The 15,756-nt window shown below is 66.1% G+C and carries 15 protein-coding genes and 2 tRNA genes; 8 read left to right on the top strand and 9 right to left on the bottom strand.

Annotation, left to right across the window (positions count from 1 at the left end):
* Window positions 1-4: 4 nt before the first annotated feature.
* A complete protein-coding gene (fahA, locus tag BMX99_RS06350; RefSeq protein ID WP_093448844.1) occupies window positions 5-1,261 on the top strand; it encodes a fumarylacetoacetase in 1,257 nt (418 codons plus the stop codon).
* 56 nt (window positions 1,262-1,317) lie between these two features.
* On the opposite strand, the gene chrA is transcribed toward fahA, so the two are convergent.
* Window positions 1,318-2,712, bottom strand: coding sequence for a chromate efflux transporter (chrA, locus tag BMX99_RS06345; RefSeq protein WP_093448840.1), 1,395 nt, complete (start codon window positions 2,710-2,712; stop codon window positions 1,318-1,320).
* A 182-nt stretch (window positions 2,713-2,894) separates the two neighbouring features.
* Window positions 2,895-2,971 (bottom strand) — tRNA-Met (locus BMX99_RS06340).
* A gap of 127 nt (window positions 2,972-3,098) precedes the next feature.
* Here BMX99_RS06340 and BMX99_RS06335 point away from each other — a divergent pair.
* Window positions 3,099-4,502, top strand: coding sequence for an FAD-binding oxidoreductase (locus BMX99_RS06335; RefSeq protein ID WP_093448836.1), 1,404 nt, complete (start codon window positions 3,099-3,101; stop codon window positions 4,500-4,502).
* 48 nt (window positions 4,503-4,550) lie between these two features.
* Complete coding sequence (locus BMX99_RS06330; RefSeq protein WP_093448833.1) at window positions 4,551-6,104, top strand: gamma-glutamyltransferase family protein; 1,554 nt, start codon at window positions 4,551-4,553, stop codon at window positions 6,102-6,104.
* 24 nt (window positions 6,105-6,128) lie between these two features.
* Here BMX99_RS06330 and BMX99_RS06325 read toward each other — a convergent pair whose 3' ends face one another.
* The 3 genes from BMX99_RS06325 to BMX99_RS06315 all read right to left on the bottom strand — a co-directional run bounded on the left by BMX99_RS06325 (window position 6,129) and on the right by BMX99_RS06315 (window position 7,863).
* Window positions 6,129-7,238 carry a THUMP domain-containing class I SAM-dependent RNA methyltransferase gene (locus BMX99_RS06325; RefSeq protein ID WP_093448829.1) on the bottom strand — a complete coding sequence of 370 codons (1,110 nt, stop codon included), beginning with the start codon at window positions 7,236-7,238 and terminating at the stop codon, window positions 6,129-6,131.
* A 125-nt stretch (window positions 7,239-7,363) separates the two neighbouring features.
* Window positions 7,364-7,439: transfer RNA gene (locus BMX99_RS06320), tRNA-Ala, on the bottom strand.
* 106 nt (window positions 7,440-7,545) lie between these two features.
* Window positions 7,546-7,863: a TIGR02300 family protein gene (locus tag BMX99_RS06315; RefSeq protein ID WP_093448825.1), complete on the bottom strand. Its 318-nt coding sequence runs from the start codon at window positions 7,861-7,863 to the stop codon at window positions 7,546-7,548.
* Window positions 7,864-7,974: 111 nt separating this feature from the next.
* Here BMX99_RS06315 and BMX99_RS06310 point away from each other — a divergent pair, with 111 nt between their 5' ends.
* Together BMX99_RS06310 and BMX99_RS06305 are read left to right on the top strand one after the other, a co-directional pair.
* Window positions 7,975-8,673 carry a M48 family metallopeptidase gene (locus BMX99_RS06310; protein ID WP_093448821.1) on the top strand — a complete coding sequence of 233 codons (699 nt, stop codon included), beginning with the start codon at window positions 7,975-7,977 and terminating at the stop codon, window positions 8,671-8,673.
* Window positions 8,674-8,739: 66 nt separating this feature from the next.
* Complete coding sequence (locus BMX99_RS06305) at window positions 8,740-9,399, top strand: GntR family transcriptional regulator (protein ID WP_093448817.1); 660 nt, start codon at window positions 8,740-8,742, stop codon at window positions 9,397-9,399.
* Between the two features lie 99 nt (window positions 9,400-9,498).
* Here BMX99_RS06305 and BMX99_RS06300 read toward each other — a convergent pair whose 3' ends face one another.
* Window positions 9,499-10,497: an acetyl-CoA carboxylase carboxyltransferase subunit alpha gene (locus BMX99_RS06300; protein WP_093448813.1), complete on the bottom strand. Its 999-nt coding sequence runs from the start codon at window positions 10,495-10,497 to the stop codon at window positions 9,499-9,501.
* A 109-nt stretch (window positions 10,498-10,606) separates the two neighbouring features.
* A complete protein-coding gene (locus BMX99_RS06295; RefSeq protein ID WP_093448809.1) occupies window positions 10,607-11,203 on the bottom strand; it encodes a LysE family translocator in 597 nt (198 codons plus the stop codon).
* Window positions 11,204-11,304: 101 nt separating this feature from the next.
* Between BMX99_RS06295 and BMX99_RS06290 the strand changes: the two genes are divergently transcribed.
* The gene (locus BMX99_RS06290; protein WP_093451131.1) at window positions 11,305-11,748 is read left to right on the top strand and encodes an Lrp/AsnC family transcriptional regulator; all 444 of its coding nucleotides are present in this window, start codon (window positions 11,305-11,307) and stop codon (window positions 11,746-11,748) included.
* A gap of 7 nt (window positions 11,749-11,755) precedes the next feature.
* Here BMX99_RS06290 and BMX99_RS06285 read toward each other — a convergent pair whose 3' ends face one another.
* Together BMX99_RS06285 and BMX99_RS06280 are read right to left on the bottom strand one after the other, a co-directional pair.
* Window positions 11,756-12,253 carry a hypothetical protein gene (locus tag BMX99_RS06285; protein WP_093448806.1) on the bottom strand — a complete coding sequence of 166 codons (498 nt, stop codon included), beginning with the start codon at window positions 12,251-12,253 and terminating at the stop codon, window positions 11,756-11,758.
* Between the two features lie 197 nt (window positions 12,254-12,450).
* Window positions 12,451-13,413 (bottom strand): HpcH/HpaI aldolase/citrate lyase family protein, encoded by a 963-nt coding sequence (locus BMX99_RS06280; protein ID WP_093448802.1) that lies wholly within the window; start codon window positions 13,411-13,413, stop codon window positions 12,451-12,453.
* Window positions 13,414-13,680: 267 nt separating this feature from the next.
* Between BMX99_RS06280 and dgcN the strand changes: the two genes are divergently transcribed.
* Together dgcN and dgcA are read left to right on the top strand one after the other, a co-directional pair.
* A complete protein-coding gene (gene dgcN, locus BMX99_RS06275) occupies window positions 13,681-14,685 on the top strand; it encodes an N-acetyltransferase DgcN (RefSeq protein ID WP_093448798.1) in 1,005 nt (334 codons plus the stop codon).
* Window positions 14,686-14,764: 79 nt separating this feature from the next.
* A complete protein-coding gene (gene dgcA / locus BMX99_RS06270; RefSeq protein ID WP_409371769.1) occupies window positions 14,765-15,745 on the top strand; it encodes an N-acetyl-D-Glu racemase DgcA in 981 nt (326 codons plus the stop codon).
* The last annotated feature ends 11 nt before the right edge of the window (window positions 15,746-15,756 follow it).

The following is a 15,756-nucleotide window of genomic DNA, read 5'->3' as shown; positions in this document are numbered from 1 at the left end:
GTGAATGACATTGATGACAAGCTGGGTGGAAAGCGCGAATTCCGCCGACACCGATTTTCCGCTGAACAACCTGCCCTATGGGGTGTTTGATGCGGGCAATGGCACCATGCCGCGCTGTGGCGTGGCCATTGGCGACCAGATCCTGGATCTGTGCAAGGCCGAGGGCGACGGGCTGATCGACCTGGGCGGTGCGCCGGTCTTTGATGTGCCCTATTGGAACGACCTCATGGACCTTGGGCCCGAGGCCTGGGACAGCCTGCGCAGCCAGCTTCTGGCGCTGCTTGGGGCCGATGCCACGCCGCGGCCCGAATACCTGGTGCCTCAGGCCGATGTGGCGATGCGGATGCCCATCCAGGTCGCGGAATACACGGATTTCTACGCCTCGAAGAACCACGCCTTCAACGTCGGCGTGCTGTTTCGCGGGGCCGAGAACGCGCTGCCGCCGAACTGGCTGTCGATCCCGATCGGCTACAACGGTCGGGCGTCTTCGGTTGTGGTCTCGGGAACGGATGTGCGCCGCCCCTGGGGGCAGCTGAAGGCCCCGGATGAGGCGCTTCCCCGTTTCGCCCCCTGCCAGCGGTTTGACCTGGAGTTGGAGCTGGGCGCAATTGTCGGTCAGCCCTCGGACGGGATGGTATCGGTGGCCGAGGCCGACCGGATGATCTTTGGCTACGTGCTGCTGAACGACTGGTCTGCGCGGGATATCCAGGCCTGGGAATACCAGCCGCTTGGCCCGTTTCAGGCCAAGGCCACCGCGACCTCGATCAGCCCCTGGATCGTCACCCGCGCCGCGTTGGAGCCCTTCCGCACTGCGACGCCCGAGAGGGAGCGCCCCCTGCTGCCCTATCTGCAGGAACCCGGCCCGATGCTTTATGACATCGACCTGACCATCGGGCTGACCCCCGAAGGGGGCGAGGAGACGGTGATTTCGCGCACCAACTACGCCACGATGTATTATTCGGCGGCGCAGCAGCTGTGCCATCACACGATCTCAGGCTGTCCGATGCGGGTGGGCGATCTGCTGGGGTCGGGCACGATTTCGGGGCCCACGCCCGACAGCCTTGGCGCGCTGCTTGAGATGACCAGGGGCGGGCAAGAGCCGGTCAGCCTGACCGGGGGTGGCAGCCGCAGCTTCCTGGAAGATGGCGATACGCTGACCCTTTATGGGGCCGCCCGGGGCGATGGCTATCGCGTGGGCTTCGGCGCCTGTTCGGGCAAGGTTCTGCCCGCGCTGGACGCGACACAGATCCCGGGTGCCTGACAAGGGGCCTGAGGATACGTCACCGGCGGGCTGTGGCCTGCCGGTGGCCTTAGCCCTTACACTAGCAGTGTCAGGACCACGCCGGCCAGCGCCGCGCCGCCCAGCACCGCGGCCATCCCCAGTTTCAGCCGCAGCACCGCCACCAGCGCCAGCAGGGTCAGCGCCAGCGCCGCCCAGTCGACCGAGGCCGGGCGCGGAAGCTCCAGCGCGACTGGGCCTGCCGCCCAGGTCGTGACCTGGGTGAAGATCACGTGGATCGCGAACCACAGGGCCAGGTTCAGGATCACCCCCACGACCGCCGCCGTCACCGCCGTCAGGGCCGCCGAAAGGCCGTGGTTGGCGCGCAGACGCTCCATCCAGGGGGCGCCAAGGAAGATCCAGGCGAAACAGGGCGCGAAGGTCACCCAGGTGGTCAGAAGCGCGCCAAGCGTGGCGATCCAGATATCTCCGCTTGCGCTCCAGGCTCCGAGGAAGCCGACGAACTGCAGCACCATGATCAGCGGCCCCGGCGTGGTCTCTGCCATGCCCAGCCCGTCCAGCATCTGCCCGGCGCTGAGCCAGCCATAGGTGCCCACGGCCTCTTGTCCGACATAGGCCAGAACCGCATAGGCGCCGCCAAAGGTCACCACCGCCATCTTCGAGAAGAACAGCGCGATATCGGCGAAGACATTGCCCGGCCCCGCCAGCAGCACCAGCGCCGCGACAGGCGCCAGCCACAGCACCAGTGCCGCAAGCCCGGCCACCAGCGCCCCGCGCCGCCCGGCTGCGTCCTGTGTGGCGGCCTCATCGCCCAGCAGGCTGTCGGCATCGGCCAGATGGGGGCCGCCCTGCGCCCCTTGCCCGCCGCCGGGGGCAAAGCCCGTCAGGCCAGCCCGCGCGCCCAGGTAGCCCGCCAGAGCCGCCAGCGCGACGATCAGGGGAAAAGGCATCTGAAGCGCAAAGATCCCCACGAAGGACAGCACCGCGATCCCCCGCATCGCCCGCGTCTTCAGCGCCCGGGACGAGATCCGCAGCAGCGCCTGCACGACAATGGCAAGAACGGCCGCCTTGAGGCCGAAGAAGACCCCTTCGACCAGGGGGACATCGCCCCAGAGGACATAGATCCAGCTGAGGCCCAGGATCGCCAGGACGCCCGGCAGGATGAACAGCCCGCCCGCGATCACCGCGCCACGGGTGCCATGCATCAGCCAGCCGATATAGGTCGCCAGCTGCTGCGCCTCGGGTCCCGGCAGCAGCATGCAGAAGTTCAGCGCATGCAGGAACCGGGCATCGCCGATCCAGCGTTTCTCCTCGACCACGATGCGGTGCATGACGGCCATCTGCCCGGCGGGCCCGCCAAAGGACAGCGCCGCGACGCGGGCCCAGACGCGGGTCGCCTCGCCCAGGGTTGGCCAGGTGGCGCGGGGGTCTTGGGGGGCGCCTTTTGCGGGGGGCGTCGCGGGCGATGTCACGGGGTGCGGTCCTTTGCATCAGACGGATCACAGCGAACCGCGCCCTGCGCGGAACGGGGCCCGATCACGGGCCCCTTGGGCGCGACTGAACGAAAGCCCGCCCATCATGTCAACCGCTACGGCGCAGCGACAGCCAGGCCCTGCACAGGGGCCGTTGAGACGCATTTGATGATGGGGAAGTCTGGTAGCGGAGGAGGGACTTGAACCCCCGACACGCGGATTATGATTCCGCTGCTCTAACCAACTGAGCTACTCCGCCAGACCGGGGCCGTTTAGGCCAGCTTTGGGATCACGTCAAGCACGAAAACCCGGCTTTTTGCTGCCTGCCCGCCTCTTGCCCTTGCCGCTGGCCCGCCGCATCATCGCCCCGCTTGGGAGGAGCCTTCATGAAAGAGCAGCTTGTCGCCATCTGTGGCGCAAAACACGTCCTGACCGGGACGGATACGGACCCGTTCGCCACCGACATCTCGGGATATCGCACTGCGCAGCCGCTGGCCGTCGTGCGCCCAGGCACCACCGAAGAGGTCGCGGCGGTCGTGCGCCTGGCCAATGACCTGAAGCTGCCGGTGATTCCCGTCGGCGGGCGCAGCGGCCTGTGTGGCGGTGCCGTAGGAGAGGCGATCCTGATCAGCCTGGAACGCATGACGGCGATCCGCGATATCAGCGCCGATGCCCGCACCGCCGTGGTCGAAGCCGGGGTGATCCTGTCGGACATCCACGACGCGGCCGAGGCGCAGAACCTGGTCTTTCCGCTGACATTCGGCGCCAAGGGCTCGGCCCGGGTCGGGGGATTCCTTGCGACCAACGCGGGCGGGTCCAACGTGCTGCGCTATGGCAATACCCGCGACCTGGTCCTGGGGATCGAGGCCGTGCTGCCGACCGGCGAGATCGTCGATCTGATGAGCGGGCTGCACAAGAACAACTCGGGCTATGATCTGCGCCACCTGCTGATCGGGTCGGAAGGTACGCTTGGGATCATCACGGCGGCGGTGCTGAAGCTGCACCCCAAGCCGGGGGCCTATGCCACCGCGATGATCGGCATGCAGCGCCTGACCGATGCGCTGCCCCTGCTGAACGAGGTTCAGCGCGAGACTGGCGGCCAGGTCGAGGCCTTCGAATACATGCCGCAAAGCTACATTGACGATCATGTCGCGCTGAATGCCGCGCATAAGCCGCCGTTCGATCAGCCCTATCCGGTGAATATCCTGATCGAGGTCGGGGCTCTGGCCCCGCGCGATTGCACCCCGGACGACACCGGAGAGATCCCGATCGTCGGCCATCTGGAAGAGATCCTGGCGCGCTACCTTGAAAACGAGATGATCGACGACGCCGTGGTCGCCCGCAACGAAGCGCAGCGCAAGGACATGTGGTCCCGGCGCGAGGCCGCCGCCGAGATTGCGACCGCCCGCGGTGTCCGGCTGACCAATGACGTGGCCGTGCCCCTGGACAAGATCGAAACCTTCCTGACCCGCGCCGACGCCACCCTGCAAGAGGTCGACCCGGGCGCGACGACCTCGGTCGTGTCGCACCTGGGCGACGGCAACGTGCATTACACCGTCTTCCCGACCCGCGCCGATGACGCGCTGAAGGACCGGATCATGGAACGGGTCGAGGACATCGTGCTGGACCTGCGCGGATCCTTCAGCGCCGAACATGGCATCGGGACGGCCAAGCTGTCGTCGATGGCCCGGCGCAAGGACCCGGCCGCGCTGATGGCGATGCGGGCGATCAAGGTGGCGCTGGATCCACTGAACCTGATGAACCCCGGCAAGGTGCTGCCCCCGGAATAGACCCTATTCCGCCGATCAGAGCCTGATTTCCCCGCGAAAGGACGCCCCATGCACAGCAACTTCTCAACCACGCAGGAGGTCCGCAAACGGGTTGTCCCAACCCGTGGCGGGGTGGTGGCGTCCCAGCATTCCGTGGCGTCGCGGGTCGGCGCGCAGGTGCTGAAGGACGGCGGCGACGCGGTGGACGCGGCCATCGCCACGGGCTTTGCCCTGGGCGTGGTCGAACCCTGGATGAGCGGCCCGGGCGGCGGCGGGGCCATGGTCATCTGGCGGGAAAAGGAACAGCGCGCCTATGCGGTGAACTTCGGCATGGAATCACCCGCCGGGCTGGATCCGGCGGACTATCCGCTGACCGGGCAGGGGCGCGTCTCGGACCTGTTTCCCTGGCCCTCGGTGCTGGACGACCGCAATGTCACCGGGGCCACGGCCATCGCCATTCCCGGCATGGTCGCGGGGATGGATACGGCGCATCAGCGCTTTGCCACCAGGGGCTGGGCCGACCTTCTGGCCCCGGCGATCGACCTGGCCCGGCAGGGGCCGCTGATCGACTGGTATTCCGCCTTGCTGACCGCGTCATCGGCGCAGCTGATCGCGCGGGATCCGGATCTGGCGGCGCTCTTCCTGCACGACGGCACCTGGCCGCGTGTCGGGGCCTGGACGGCCAGCGGGCAGGACCGGCTGGACATGTCCGGCATGGCCGCCACGCTGTCGCGTCTGGCCCAGGCCGGGGCGCGTGATTTCTACGAAGGGCAGATCGCGCAGGACCTTGTGCGCGACATCCAGGGCAAGGGCGGGTGCCTGTCGCTGGAAGACCTGCGCAGCTATCGCGCCCGGGTTCAGGAACCGCTGACCGTTCCCCATGGCGCGGCGCAGGTTCACCTGATGCCGGGCCTGACCGCCGGGCCGACGCTTGCGGATTACCTGAACAGGCTCGAATCCGGGGGAAAAGCCGATATTCCCGCCATGGCCGACGCCCTGGCCGGGGCCTATGCACACCGGCTGAAGACCATGGGGCACGACGGTGAAACCCACGCCAGCCCCGGCTGCACCAGCCATTTCTCGGTCGTCGATGCCGAAGGCAACATGGTCGCCGTGACCCAGACCCTTCTGTCGATCTTCGGCAGCCGTGTTCTATCGCAATCGACCGGCCTGCCGATGAACAACGGCATCATGTGGTTCGACCCTGAACCGGGCAAACCGAACTCGCTTGCCGCTGGCAAACCCTGCCTGATGAACATCTGCCCGGCGATTGTCTGCGACCCTGCGGGGGGCTTTGCCATCGGTGCCTCGGGCGGGCGCAAGATCGTCGGCGCGGTGGCGCAGCTGGTCACGATGATGACCGACGGCGCACAAACCCTGGAGGAAGCCTTCCACAGCCCGCGGTTCGACATTTCGGGCGATCTGCTGATCGCGGATGCGACATTTGCCGGGGATGTGATCGAAAAGCTGTCAGAACGTCACCAGGTCGCGCCGCGCCCCAATGCCGCCTATCCCTTCCACTGGGCCTGTCCCTCGGTCGTGCGGCGCGTTGACGGGCAGAACACGGGCTGCACCGAGGTCATGTCGCCCTGGGCCGATGCGGTCCGGGTCGAGGACCTGTAAGCGCCGTCCGAAGGCCCCCGCGCCTTAGGGCAGGGGATCGGTGCGGTAGAGCTTGACCTTCAGCCCGCCGTGGTCGATCGCCCGCTCCATCGGCAGGAAGGGCAGGCCGGTCGCCTTGGCCAGCCCGCCGTCATCTGTGATGATGCCGACGCGCCAGCCGCGGAAGCGTTCGGTCAGCACCTCGCCCACGGTGCCGTAAAGCGAGAACAGCATCTTCCGGTTGCCGATCCGTCCGCCATAGGGCGGGTTGATGATGACCAGACCGGGCGCGCCCTCGGGGCGGGCCAGATCGCTGATCGGGGCCTGGGTGATCTGCAGCACGTCCGATACGCCAGCACGGTCCGCATTGGCGGTGGCGTTCTTCACCGCGCCCGCGTCGCGGTCGGACCCGTAGAACCGCAGGGACGTCTGGGTCGGGGCCTGTTCGCGCAGCGCGGCGACGGCGTCGGGGTCAAAAGTCGACAGCTGTTCAAAGGCAAAGCGGCGCGACCGCCCCGGTAACAGGCCAAGCGCCATTTCCGCCGCCTCGATGACGAAGGTGCCGGACCCGCACATCGGGTCGACCACCGTTTCACCGCCGGTATAGCCACAGCGCCGCAGGAACAGCGCCGCCAGGGTTTCGCGCATCGGGGCCTTGCCCACGGCGGCCTTGTGCCCGCGCTTGTGCAGCAGATCACCGCTGGTATCGACCGAAATCGTGACAAGGTTGTCCTCGATCCGGGCCATGACCTTCAGCGGCGCGTCCTTGGCAATGGTGATCCCGGCCTCTTCGCGCAGGGCGGTTTCGATCCGCTGCGCGGCGGCGCGGTCGTGGTAGATCTTGGACTTGATGCAGGTCGCCTCGACCGAGACGGGCACATCCGGGCGCAGGACCGCGCCCCAATCGAACTTGCGCGCCCGCTTGTCCAGCTGCGCCAGATGGAAGGCGCGGAAATCACCGATCCGGGCCAGCACACGGGTCGCCCCGCGCAGCGCCAGATTCGCCCGCCAGACATCCGGCCAGAGCCCATTGAAGGTCACGCCGCCGGGCAGGATGCCGGATACGGGAAAGCCAAGGCTGCGGGCCTCTTCGGCCAGCATGGGTTCCAGCCCCGGCGCACAGACCAGGAAGATTTCGAAAGGTTCAACGCTCATGCCACAGCCTTAGCGCCCTTTGCGCCAAAGGCCCACGGGTTTCGCGGCTGCAAACGCAGGGATCCCGGGTGGCGGGGCGATCGGTTCAAATTCGGGGGGAAGGAAACGCCCTGAGACAGGGTGTTTGGTGGAGCCTAGGGGGATCGAACCCCTGACCTCTTGCATGCCATGCAAGCGCTCTCCCAGCTGAGCTAAGGCCCCATTTGGCACGGGCTGCATCGCCCGTGCGGCGCTGTGTATGGGAAGCTGCGGGGGGGATCAAGCGAAAAAATCGCGCCCTGAAAACCCCGTCCAACTTCCCGTCAGATCAATCGTCGTCGTCGTTCGAAACGTCGGCGATTTCGTCGAGAGAGACGTTGTCGTCATCCTCGTCGTCGTCCAGCAGATCATCGTCCAGATCCACATCGACGTCGTCATCGTCCAGCACAACATCGTCTTCGACGTCGTCGTTGCCTTTCTTGGCCGAGGCATCCTCGGCATCCGCAGCGATCATGCGGTTCTTGGATTCGTCAAACTCGACGATCTCACCCGTGTAGGGGCTGACGATCGGAGATTTGTTCAGATCGTAAAACCGCTTTCCGGTCGTGGGGCAGACACGCTTCGTACCCCATTCTTCCTTGGGCATGGACATTCCCTCTCAGATGACATCACTTGCCGACAATCCGCGTCCCCTGCCATACCGGGCTAAGGGTGTCAAAGGCTTTTCCGCGAGATCGGGGCTTAGAACGGGGGTCATATGGGCCAGCATGTCCTGCCGGGCAACCCCCCGGTGGAAATCAATCTGAAACGTTCCCCCAGGGCACGGCGGATTTCGCTGCGGGTGTCGTCGCTGGATGGGCGGGTGACCCTGACCCTGCCGCGCGGGGTCAGCGACCGTGAAGGGCTGCGGTTTGCCGGGGACAAGGCCGATTGGATCCGTACCCATCTGGCGCGCCACGGCGGGCTGTTTCCCGTGGCCCTGGGCGCAACGATCCCCCTTGCTGGCGTGCGGCATGAAATCTCGCAGGGCACGGGCCGGTCGGTGAAGGTGACCGAGGGGCGCATCCTGGTGCCCGGCGCACCCGATCAGGTGCCGACACGGCTGGCCGCCTGGCTGAAGACTCTGGCGCGGGACCGGCTGGCGCGGGCTTCGGACCATTACGCGGCGCGGCTGGGGCGGAATTACAGCCGGCTGACCCTGCGCGACACGCGGTCCAGATGGGGATCCTGTTCCGCAAGCGGCGCGCTGTCCTATTCCTGGCGGCTGATCCTGGCCCCGTCCGAGGTGCTGGACTATGTCGCCGCGCATGAGGTCGCGCATCTGAAAGAAATGAACCATTCCAGCGCCTTCTGGGACACCGTGACCCGCATCCACGGCCCCTACGAGGTCCAGCGCGGCTGGCTGCGCAGCGACGGGGCCGCGCTGCACCGCTATCGTTTCGACGCCGAGGGCTGATCGGGCTGAGGGTCGCCCCCAATAGACCCATTGACCCCGCCCGGATTTGTGATCACAGTCCGCGCCATGTTGATGCAATCTCGTCCCGACGCCCGCCCAGATCCCAGCCCCGCCGCGCATGAACGCGTCTATCGCGGGCTGCGCACGCGCATCATGTACGGTGAAATCCCCCCGGGAGAGGCGCTGACCCTGCGCGGCATCGGCAAGCAATACGGCGTCTCGATGACGCCTGCCCGCGAATCGGTGCGGCGGCTGGTGGCCGAAGGGGCGCTGACGCTGTCCGCCTCGGGCCGGGTGTCCACGCCCGAGATCAGCAACGACCGGATCGAAGAACTGGCCGCCCTGCGCGCCCTGCTCGAGGTCGAGCTGGCCTCGCGCGCGCTGCCGCGGGCCCATATCGCGCTGATCGACCGGCTGCAGACGATCAACGCCACGATTTCCGAGGTGGTCGAGCGGCACGATGCCGTCGGCTACATCCGCACCAACCTGGAATTCCACCGCACGCTGTACCTGCGCGCCCAGGCCCCGGCGATGCTGGCCATGGCGGAAACCGTCTGGCTTCAGCTGGGGCCGACCATGCGCAAGCTTTACGGCCGTCTGAACCGGAAAGAAGGGCCGCATTTCCACCGGCTGATCATCGCCGCGCTGAAGGCCGGGGACGAACCGGGGCTGCGGCTGGCAGTGCGGTCGGACGTGACCCAGGGCTTGCGGATGCTGGCCAACTAAACCCTTGCTGCGAAAGCGAAAACAGAAACGGGCCCGCAGATTGCAGGCCCGTTTTTCATGTCCGGGATGCCCAGTGGGCGGCGGTCCAACCAAGCCCGATCAGGCCGCCAGCCCCTTGGAGCCCATGTTCAGGAACTTGTCGCGGCGCGCCTTGATCAGCTTTTCGCGGCTCTGGCCCTCGAGCCCGTTCAGCATGGACTGGATCGACTTGCGCACGCCGTCGATGGCCATCTTGCGGTTGCGATGCGCGCCGCCAAGGGGTTCGGGCACGATGCTGTCGATCACGCCCAGTTCCTTCAGGTCCTGCGCGGTCAGGCGCATGGCCTCGGCCGCTTCGCGCATCTTCTCGGAATCCTTCCACAGGATCGAGGCACAGCCCTCGGGGGTAATCACCGAATAGACCGAATGTTCCAGCATCGCGACGCTATTGGCCGTGGCAAAGGCCACCGCCCCGCCGGACCCGCCTTCGCCGATGATCACGGAAACCAGCGGCACGCCGATCTGCAGGCAGGCCTCGGTCGAGCGGGCGATCGCCTCGGACTGGCCGCGTTCTTCCGCGCCCTTGCCGGGATAGGCCCCGGGGGTGTCGACCAGCGTCACCACGGGCAGGTTGAACTTGTCGGCCATCTGCATCAGGCGCACGGCCTTGCGGTAGCCTTCGGGGCGCGCCATGCCGAAATTGCGTTCGATCCGGCTTTTGGTGTCGTTGCCCTTTTCATGGCCGATGACCATGACGGGCGTGTCGTTGAACCGGGCCAGGCCGCCCATGACGGCGTGATCGTCGGCAAAGTTCCGGTCGCCCGCCAGCGGCGTGTATTCGGTGAACAGCGCCTCGATGTAATCCTGGCAATGGGGCCGGTCGGGGTGCCGCGCCACCTGGCATTTCCGCCACGGCGTCAGGGACTTGTAGAGATCCCGCAGCATGGTTTCGGCCTTGGCGTCCAGACCCTTGGCCTCGGACTCGATGTCCATGCCTTCGGTCTGCCGCGCCATGGCGCGCAGTTCTCGGGCCTTGCCTTCAATCTCGGCCAGGGGCTTTTCGAAATCCAGATAGCTGCTGGGTTCGCGCACGGGCCGGTCGGTGTTCTGGTCGGACATTGGGATACCTCTGGTTTGCGGGGTATATGCCCACGCGGTGGCGGCTTTGCAACTCTGCTTGGGTTTGGCCCGGATTTACAAGCCCGCCGCCGCCGATCGCGCGCCGCACCTAGGGGAACAGCAGCGGCGCAAGCGATGCCACCAGCAATCCCGCCATGGTCCAGTTGAAGGCGCGCAGCCGGGCGGGGTTGGTCAGCACCCGCCGCACCTGTTGGCCCATGACGGTCCAGACGGAAATGCAGGGCAGGTTCACCGCGCCAAAGACGGCGGCGACCAGAAGGATGCCCAGAAGACTGCGATCGGCCGCATAGACGGTGATCGCGGTCAGCGCCATGGTCCAGGCCTTGGGGTTCACCCATTGGAACAGCGCCGCCTGAAGAAAGGTAAAGGGCCGCGCATCGGCATCCGGCGCACCTTCGGGCGCGGCGGCATTGGCGATCTTCCAGGCCAGCCACAGCAGATAGGCGACGCTGAACACGGTCAGGATCGTGTGGCTGATCGGGAAGGCGTCGAAGATCTGGATCAGCCCGGCCCCGACCAGCACTACCATGACCGTGAAGCCCACGGCAATGCCCAGCATATGAGGCATGGACCGGCGGAACCCAAAGTTCGCCCCCGAGGCCATCAGCATCAGGTTGTTCGGCCCCGGCGTGATCGAGGAGACAAGGCAGAAGGCCGCAAGGGCCAGGATCAGGTCGGGGGTCATGGGGGGCTCCGGTCTTGGTCGGGACATCCTAGGGCTTCCCAGGCGGCATTGGGTTGCATAATGTGGCGGCTGCAAGGCCTGTTAAGCAATCGGGTGCGAATATAGACGAAATCGACCGCAAGATATTGCGCGTCCTGACGCGGGACGGGCGCATTTCGAATCTCGAGCTTTCGGGGCAGGTGGGCCTGTCGCCCTCGGCCTGCCTGCGCCGCGTGCAAGAGCTTGAGCGCAGCGGGGTAATCGCCGGCTATCGCGCCGTGCTGGACCCGGCCAAGAACGGCGTCGGCTTTACCGCCTATGTGACGGTCGGGCTGAATACCCACACCAAGTCCGCGCAGGAGGCCTTTGAACAGGCCATCGCCGCCGCGCCCGAGGTGCGGGAGTGTCACAACATCACCGGGGCCTGGGAATACCTGCTGCGGATCGAGGCGGCGGATCTGGCCGCCTACAAGGCCTTCCACACCGAGGTGCTGGGCACCGTCCCGCAGGTCAGCGCCATCACCTCCTACGTGGTTATGGCCTCGCCCAAGGACGAACGGGCCTAGACGCGGGTTACTTGCAGTAGCCCGCCTGTTCGCGCAAAGCCTGCGCGGATCCGGCCAGTTCGACCGGCAGGCTCTGGCCTTCGACGGTCAGCATCCGGCCCTGGGCCAGACCCTGCAGGAAGGCATCGCGGGCGGCTGCGTCTTCGAACTTCAGCGCATAGCCAAAGACATTGCCCTTCAGGAAATGCGGATCCTTGGTCTTGCCGGTGAATTCGGCCGGCACGCGCTGTTCGACGCCGTCCACGGTCAGGCCGATGTCCTTGGCCGAATGGCGTTTCGGATAGGCCACGCGGACCGAAGGTTCGGCCCCGTCACAGCGGACCGAGAAATATTCCCCGACCGAGGACCGTTCCTGCGTCAGATACATCAGGATGCCGTTCTGCGACGGATCCTTGGATTGCACCCATTTCCCGTCGAAGACCTTGATGACGTCGTTTTCCACGACATCCGCAAGGGCGGGCAGGGCGGTTGCGATCAGCAGGGCGGCGGGGAGCAATGCGCGCATGGGGGTCCTCTTTGGCCAATTGGCTTTGCCCTGTTGTATCGCGACCGCCCCCTTTGCCAAGGGGCGATGCCGTGGCGGCAGGGGTCCGAGGGGCTCGTTGCTGGTCAGAACCTCGTGATCCAGGCATGAAAAACCCCGCCAGAAGGTCTGGCGGGGTCGGTATCTGCATTTAGGCTATGGAAGCCCTGGGCCCGGGATCAGGCGTTGGCGGCGATCAGTTCGGCCTGCTTCACGATCACCTCGGCCTGCTTGATCGAGGCGATGTCGACCAGGCGGCCCTTGTAGACCACGGCACCGGCGCCGGAGCGGGTCGCCTCTTCCATGGCGGCCAGGATCTCCTTGGCCTCGGTCACCTTGTGTTCAGGCGGGGTGAAGACCTCGTTTGCGACGGCGATCTGGTTGGGGTGGATCGCCCATTTCCCGACCATGCCAAGCGTGGCAGACCGCAGCGCCTGGGCGCGATAGCCCTCGGGGTCGGAAAAATCGCCAAACGGGCCATCAACCGGCAGCAGGCCATGGGTCCGGCAGGCCGCGACGATGGCGGTCTGTGCCCAGTGCCACGGGTCCGACCAGTATTTCTGACCCTCGCGCAGCATGTAGTAATCTTCCTGCGTGCCTCCGATCCCGGTGGTCTGCATGCCCATGGAGGCGGCGTAATCCGCGGCGCCCAGGCTCATCGCCTGAAGGCGGGGCGAGGCGGCGGCGATCTCTTCCACGTGGGCGATACCGGCGGCGGATTCGATGATCACCTCAAGCGCGATCTTCTTCTTGCGGCCCTTCGCCATTTCGATCGACGAGATCAGCGCGTCAACTGCATAGATATCCTCGGCGCAGCCGACCTTGGGGATCATGATCATGTCGATCCGCTCACCAGCCTGTTCGACGATATCCACCACGTCGCGATACCAATAGGGCGTGTCCAGCCCGTTGATCCGCACCGACAGGGTCTTGTTGCCCCAGTCGATGTCGCCGATCGCCTCGATCGCCAGTTTCCGCGCCTGCGGCTTGTCGTCGGGGGACACCGAATCCTCGAGGTCGAGGTTGATCACATCCGCGGCCGAGGTCGCCATCTTCGGCGGCAGCTTGGTGTTCGACGCGGGCCCGAACAGCTGGCAGCGGTTCGGACGGGACGGCGGGGTCGGCTGGATACGGAAGGACATCACGTCACCTATAGGTAAGGAAATTTCGTTTCGGTCATGGTGAGGGTTATTAAATTACAACGCGTGAGGCAAGGCGATATTGCGGCGCAGCAAAACCCCGGCCCAACCACCGATATCGGGCGTCAGCCGGGGAATCCCCGCAAGATTTGTGCGAATTTTCAGCACATAGGCGAAGAAGCTTCGAAACTTTCCTCTCGCAACCGCGGAATTGCAAAGTCATTTCAAAGCAGATCGGCGAAGCTGGCGGCAACAAATCGGAGTTTTCCCATGATCGAGACCCCCTATCTGCTTTTCCTCGGTGACGCCCCCGACATGCTGGCCGCAAAGGTCGCGCAGGGCATCAAGGACTGGCGCCCCGATAACGCCGTCGGCCAGTTCCGCATGGAAGGCTGCAAGGCCGACATGAAGCTGACCGACATGACCCTGGCCGAAGCCAAGGCCGCCGGGGCCAAGACCCTGGTGATCGGTGTCGCCAACCGCGGCGGCGTGATTTCTGCCGCATGGAAAAAGGTGCTGATCCAGGCGCTTGAGGAAGGGTTCGACCTGGCCTCGGGCCTGCACAACCTGCTGCGCGACGAAGCAGACCTGAAGGCCGTCGCCGAAGCCACCGGCCGCCAGCTTCATGACGTGCGCATCCCGTCGGTGAAATACCCGATCGCCAATGGCGAGAAACGCACCGGCAAGCGCTGCCTGGCCGTCGGCACCGATTGTTCGGTCGGCAAGATGTACACCGCGCTATGCATGGATCGCGAAATGCAGAAGCGCGGGCTGAAGTCCAGCTTCCGCGCCACCGGCCAGACCGGCATCCTGATCACCGGTGAAGGCGTGCCGCTGGACGCCGTGATCGCGGACTTCATGGCCGGGTCGATCGAATGGCTGACGCCCGACAATGACGCCGACCACTGGGACATGATCGAAGGGCAGGGCAGCCTGTTCCACGTGTCCTATTCCGGCGTGACCATGGCGCTGATCCACGGCGGCCAGCCCGACGCGCTGATCCTGTGCCACGAGCCGACCCGCGAACACATGCGCGGCCTGCCGGGGTACAAGCTGCCCAGCCTGACCGCCCTGCGCGACATGGCGCTTGAGCTGGCCAAGGTCGCCAACCCCGCCTGCGAGGTCGTCGGCATTTCGGTCAACACCCAGCACATGAGCGAAGAGGACGCCCGGTCCTACATGAAGGGTGTCGAGGACGAGATGGGCCTGCCCACGGTCGATCCCTACCGCCACGGCGCGGAACGCCTGGTGGATGCCCTGGTCGCCCTGGGGTAACCTTTGGGTTGAGCCTTCGCGTCGGACAGAAAATCCGCCCCTCGGGGCGGATGCCGGCGGCGCGAGTATTTCTGGCAAGATGATGGAGGATCCCGTGAAGATCGAGGTTTCCGCAGATACATTTCCGCTGGCGGAGGTCTTCACGATCAGCCGCGGCAGCCGGACCGAGGCGCATGTCGTGTCCGTCCGGATTTCCGACGGCACGCACGAGGGGCGTGGCGAATGCGTACCCTACGCGCGCTATGGCGAAACCCTGGACAGCGTGATGGACCAGATCCGCAGCGCCGAGGGCGTGGCCGACCGCGCCGCGCTGGCGCAGGCGCTGCCGGCGGGGGCCGCGCGGAATGCCGTGGATTGTGCGCTTTGGGATCTTGAGGCCAAGCGCGCGGGCAAGCGCGTCTGGGAGCTGGCCGGCCTGCCCGTGCCAGGCCCCGAGATCACCGCCTATACCCTGTCGCTGGCCGAACCGGCGCAGATGGAGGCCTCGGCCCGGAAGCATGCGCATCGTCCGCTGCTGAAGATCAAGCTGGGCACGCCTGACGACATGCCCCGGCTTGAGGCCGTGCGCCGCGGCGCGCCCGAGGCCAGGATCATCGTCGACGCCAACGAAGGCTGGTCCGCCGCCGTTTATGCCGATCTGGCCCCGCACCTGGTGCGTCTTGGCGTTGCGCTGGTCGAACAGCCGCTGCCCGCCGGGGAAGACGACGCCCTGATCGGGATGGACCGTCCGGTGCCGGTCTGCGCCGACGAAAGCTGCCATGACCGCGACAGCCTGCCCAAGCTGAAGGGCAAATACGATGTCATCAACATCAAGCTCGACAAGACCGGCGGCCTGACCGAGGCGCTGGCCCTGCGCGATGCCGGCCGGGCTGAAGGCTATGACATCATGGTCGGCTGCATGGTCGGGTCCTCGCTTGCGATGGCACCGGCGCTTCTGGTCGCCCAGGGTGCGATGGTGACGGATCTTGACGGGCCGCTTCTGCTGGCCCAAGACCGCGACCATGCCCTGCGCTTCGACGAAAAGGGCGTTCACCCGTCCGACCCCGCCCTGTGGGGCTGACCGCCGAGAAG

Source organism: Pseudooceanicola nitratireducens (assembly GCF_900109195.1).
Lineage (GTDB): Bacteria > Pseudomonadota > Alphaproteobacteria > Rhodobacterales > Rhodobacteraceae > Pseudooceanicola > Pseudooceanicola nitratireducens.
This window is presented reverse-complemented; position numbering and strand designations above follow the sequence as displayed.